This window comes from Stenotrophomonas sp. S41 (assembly GCF_016624625.1).
GTDB lineage: Bacteria > Pseudomonadota > Gammaproteobacteria > Xanthomonadales > Xanthomonadaceae > Stenotrophomonas.
Genome location: NZ_JACVTV010000179.1, coordinates 1 through 4,712, shown reverse-complemented (window position 1 = coordinate 4,712; position 4,712 = coordinate 1). Strand labels below are relative to the sequence as shown.

The 4,712-nt window shown below is 67.4% G+C and carries 3 protein-coding genes; all 3 read left to right on the top strand.

Annotated features, from left to right (window positions below; translation table 11 throughout):
• Positions 1-184: 184 nt before the first annotated feature.
• Complete coding sequence (locus IAE56_RS20600) at positions 185-838, top strand: TetR family transcriptional regulator (RefSeq protein WP_200753799.1); 654 nt, start codon at positions 185-187, stop codon at positions 836-838.
• A 53-nt stretch (positions 839-891) separates the two neighbouring features.
• On the top strand, positions 892-3,264 hold the full coding sequence (locus IAE56_RS20595; RefSeq protein ID WP_200753798.1) for a 3-hydroxyacyl-CoA dehydrogenase/enoyl-CoA hydratase family protein: 2,373 nt from the start codon (positions 892-894) through the stop codon (positions 3,262-3,264).
• Between the two features lie 129 nt (positions 3,265-3,393).
• Complete coding sequence (locus IAE56_RS20590; protein ID WP_005416236.1) at positions 3,394-4,602, top strand: acetyl-CoA C-acyltransferase; 1,209 nt, start codon at positions 3,394-3,396, stop codon at positions 4,600-4,602.
• Positions 4,603-4,712 lie beyond the last annotated feature (110 nt).

The following is a 4,712-nucleotide window of genomic DNA, read 5'->3' as shown; positions in this document are numbered from 1 at the left end:
CGGCCGGGGGGGGGGGGGGGGGGGGGGGGGCCCGGGGGGGGGCCCCCCCCCCCCCCCCACCCCACCCCATTCACCCACCTGAGCGGATTCTGACCGCCCCGGCCGTTTTGCTGCACTGCAAAATGCCATACGCCCCCGTCTGGTCCTAGTATCAAACAATCGTTTGATTAAGGTCCGCCGCCCCATGGCCAAGCCCGCCCACTTCTCGACCAAGGACCGGATCCTCGGCGCCGCCGAGGAGCTGTTCGCCCTGCATGGCTTCGCCGGCACCTCCCTGCGCCAGGTCACCAGCCAGGCCGACGTCAACATCGCGGCGGTCAACTACCACTTCGGCTCCAAGGAAAACCTGGTCAACGAGGTGTTCCGCCGCCGCATGGACGAGATGACCGGCGCGCGCCTGGCCCAGCTCGAGCGCGCCCGCAGCGAACACCCCGGCGAACTGCGCCCGGTGCTGGCCGCCTTCGTCGAGCCCGCCCTGGCCATGGCCCAGGACCGGCAGAGCGGCGGCGCCTTCGTGCGGGTGATCGCCCGCGCCTACGCCGAGAAGAACGACAACCTGCGCAAGTTCCTGTCCGACCACTACGGCCACGTGCTGCGCGCGTTCGGCAAGGCCATCGCCGAGTGCGTGCCGGGCCTGAGCAAGGAGGAGCTGTACTGGCGCCTGGATTTCCTGGCCGGTTCGCTCACCTACGCCATGGCAGATTTCGGCCTGATCAAGCGACCCGCAGGTGTCACCGAAGCGGCGCATCGTGCCCATGCCGCCCATGAACTGATCCATTTCGCCGAAGCCGGGTTCCGCGCCGCCGCACGCGGCAGTGCCCTGCCCGCTTCCCCGTGATTCCACCGGGTGTGACCCACCCAGTAACTGCTGACCAACAAAGGCCCTACACCATGTCCAATTCCCTGCTAGTCCGCCGCGCCGCCGTGCTGGGTGCCGGCGTCATGGGTGCCCAGATCGCCGCCCACCTCACCAACGCTGGCGTCGACACCGTGCTGTTCGACCTGCCTGCCAAGGAAGGTCCGGCCGACGGCATCGTGCTGAAGGCGATCGCCAACCTGGGCAAGCTGAGCCCGGCGCCGCTGGCCAGCAAGTCGCTGGCTGAAGCCATCACCCCGGCCAACTACGAGTCGGGCCTGGAACAGCTGAAGGACTGCGACCTGATCATCGAGGCCATCGCCGAGCGCATGGACTGGAAGCAGGACCTGTACAAGAAGATCGCCCCGTTCGTGGCCGACCACGCGGTGCTGGCCTCCAACACCTCGGGCCTGGGCATCAACAAGCTGGCCGACGTGCTGCCGGAGCAGCTGCGCCACCGCTTCTGCGGCGTGCACTTCTTCAACCCGCCGCGCTACATGCACCTGGCCGAGCTGATCCCGGCCACCACCACCGACGCCGCCGTGCTGGAAGGCCTGGAAGCATTCCTGGTCACCACCCTGGGCAAGGGCGTGGTGTACGCCAAGGACACCCCGAACTTCATCGGCAACCGCATCGGCGTGTTCTCGATCCTGTCCACCATCCACCACACCCAGGAATTCGGCCTGGGCTTCGATGAAGTGGACGGCCTGACCGGCCCGCTGGTCGGCCGCCCGAAGTCGGCCACCTACCGCACCTCGGATGTGGTCGGCCTGGACACCATGGCCCACGTCATCAAGACCATGGGCGACACCCTGCCGAACGACCCGTGGCATGAATTCTTCAAGTCGCCGAAGTGGCTGGACGCGCTGATCGCCAAGGGCGCACTGGGCCAGAAGACCGGCGCCGGCATCTTCCGCAAGGTCGGCAAGGACATCGTCGTCCTCGACCTGGAAAAGCAGGACTATCGCCCGGCCGACCGCACCGCCGCACCGGAAGTGGTCGAGATCCTGAAGATCAAGAACCCGGCCGAGAAGTTCGCCAAGCTGCGCGAAAGCCAGCACCCGCAGGCACAGTTCCTGTGGGCGACCTTCCGCGACCTGTTCCACTACAGCGCCTACCACCTGGCCGACATCGCCGAGACCGCGCGCGACGTGGACCTGGCCATCCGCTGGGGCTACGGCTGGTCGCTGGGCCCGTTCGAGACCTGGCAGGCTGCTGGCTGGAAGCAGGTCGCGCAGTGGATCGCCGATGACATCGTCGCCGGCAAGAGCATGAGCAGCGCCCCGCTGCCGGACTGGGTGTTCGATGGCCGAGACGGCGTGCACGCCGCCGAAGGCAGCTACAGCCCGTCGCGCAACGCCAAGCTGCCGCGTTCGGCCCTGCCGGTGTACCAGCGCCAGCGCTTCCCGGATCCGCTGCTGGGCGAGAAGTTCGCGCCGGGCGAGACCGTGTTCGAGAACGACGGCCTGCGCATGTGGCACGACGGCGACGGCATCGCCGTGGTCAGCTTCAAGACCAAGATGAACACCGTTTCCGACCAGGTGCTCGATGGCCTGCAGGAATGCGTCAGCCGCGCCGAGAAGGATTTCCAGGGCCTGGTGATCTGGCAGCAGAAGGAACCCTTCTCCGCCGGTGCCGACCTGGCCGGTGCGCTCGGCCTGCTGCAGGCCGGCAAGGTCGACCAGTTCGAAGAGATGGTCGCCAACTTCCAGCGCACCAGCCAGCGCATCAAGTACTCGCTGGTGCCGGTGGTTGCCGCCGTGCGCGGCCTGGCCCTGGGTGGCGGCTGCGAATTCCAGATGCACAGCGCCAAGACCGTGGCCTTCCTGGAAAGCTACATCGGCCTGGTCGAGGCCGGCGTCGGCCTGCTGCCGGCCGGTGGCGGCCTGAAGGAACTGGCCGTGCGTGCCTCGCAGGCCGCAGGTCCGGGCGGTGACGTGTTCGCCGAACTGAAGAAGACCTTCGAGACCGTGGCGATGGCCAAGGTGTCCAACTCGGCGGTCAATGCCCAGGAACTGGGCCTGCTGCGCAGCACCGACAAGGTGGTGTTCAACAGCTACGAGGCGCTGTACATCGCCAAGGCCGAAGCACGTGCACTGGCCGAAGCCGGTTACCGCCCGCCGCTGCCGGCACGCCGCATCCAGGTGGCCGGTGACGTGGGTATCGCCACCTTCAAGATGATGCTGGTCAACATGCTGGAAGGTCGTTTCATCAGCCCGTACGACTACGAGATCGCCGAGCGCATCGCCACCGTGCTGTGCGGCGGCAAGGTCGACCGCGGCACCCTGGTGGACGAAGAGTGGCTGCTGACCCTGGAGCGCAAGCACTTCGTCGAACTGGCCCAGCAGGAAAAGACCCAGGCCCGTATCGCGCACATGCTGAAGACCGGCAAGCCGCTGCGCAACTGATTGATGGCGGGTGCCGGCTGTTGGTCGGCACTCCTCTGCCTCTGGTAGGTGCCGACCGCTGGTCGGCACTCCGGCTGTAGCAGTCGAGCATGGCTCGACTCTACAAAACCCATTCGAGAGATCACCGCAATGACCAAGCAAATCCAGGACGCCTACATCGTCGCCGCCACCCGCACCCCGGTTGGCAAGGCGCCCAAGGGCATGTTCCGCAACACCCGCCCCGACGACATGCTTGCGCACGTGCTGCGCAGCGTCGTTGCCCAGGCCCCGGGCGTGGACGTCAACCGCATCGATGACGCGATCATCGGCTGCGCGATGCCGGAAGCCGAGCAGGGCATGAACGTGGCGCGCATCGGCGTGCTGCTGGCCGGCCTGCCGAACACGATTGCCGCGCAGACCGTGAACCGCTTCTGCTCCTCCGGCCTGCAGGCCGTGGCGCAGGCCGCCGACGCGATCCGCCTGGGCAACGCCGACCTGATGCTGGCCGGCGGCACCGAATCGATGTCGATGGTGCCGATGATGGGCAACAAGATCGCGATGGCGCCGAGCGTGTTCGACAACGACCATGTGGCCATCGCCTACGGCATGGGCATCACCGCCGAGAAGGTGGCTGAAGAGTGGAAGGTCTCGCGCGAAGACCAGGACGCCTTTGCCCTCGCCTCGCACCAGAAGGCCATGGCCGCCATCCAGAACGGCGAGTTCAAGGATGAGATCAGCCCGTACGAGATCGTCTCGCACCTGCCGGACCTGGCTGATGGCCAGCGCATCATCACCCGCAACAAGGTTGCCGACACCGACGAAGGTCCGCGTCCGGACTCCTCGGCCGAAGGCCTGGCCAAGCTGCGCCCGGTGTTCCGCAACGGCCAGTTCGGTGGCACGGTCACCGCCGGCAACTCCTCGCAGATGAGCGACGGCGCCGGCGCGGTGCTGCTGGCCTCGGAACAGGCGATCAAGGATTACGGCCTGACCCCGCTGGCCCGTTTCGTCAGCTTCTCGGTGGCCGGCGTGCGTCCGGAAGTGATGGGCATCGGCCCGATCGCCGCGATCCCGAAGGCACTGAAGCAGGCCGGCCTGACCCAGGACCAGCTGGATTGGATCGAGCTCAATGAAGCCTTCGCCGCGCAGTCGCTGGCGGTGATCCGCGATTGCGGCCTGGACCCGAGCAAGGTCAACCCGCTGGGCGGCGCGATCGCCCTGGGCCACCCGCTGGGTGCGACCGGCGCGATCCGCACCGCGACCCTGCTGCACGGCCTGCGTCGTCGCCAGCAGAAGTACGGCATGGTGACGATGTGCATCGGCACGGGCATGGGCGCGGCGGGTATTTTCGAGGCGCTGTAAGGTTCAGAGCGTTGCCTCGTTGGGCTTCATGGCGTGGGCCGGGTCGGCAGGACTGCCCGGGACACGCCGTGAACCCCCCTCCGGGGTCCGGCCCAGCCGCTGGCGGCTGT

Coding starts and splice junctions, on each gene's coding strand:
- IAE56_RS20595 (WP_200753798.1), top strand. CDS start 892: ATGTCCAATTCCCTGCTAGTCCGCCGCGCCGCCGTGCTGGGTGCCGGC.
- IAE56_RS20590 (WP_005416236.1), top strand. CDS start 3,394: ATGACCAAGCAAATCCAGGACGCCTACATCGTCGCCGCCACCCGCACC.
- IAE56_RS20600 (WP_200753799.1), top strand. CDS start 185: ATGGCCAAGCCCGCCCACTTCTCGACCAAGGACCGGATCCTCGGCGCC.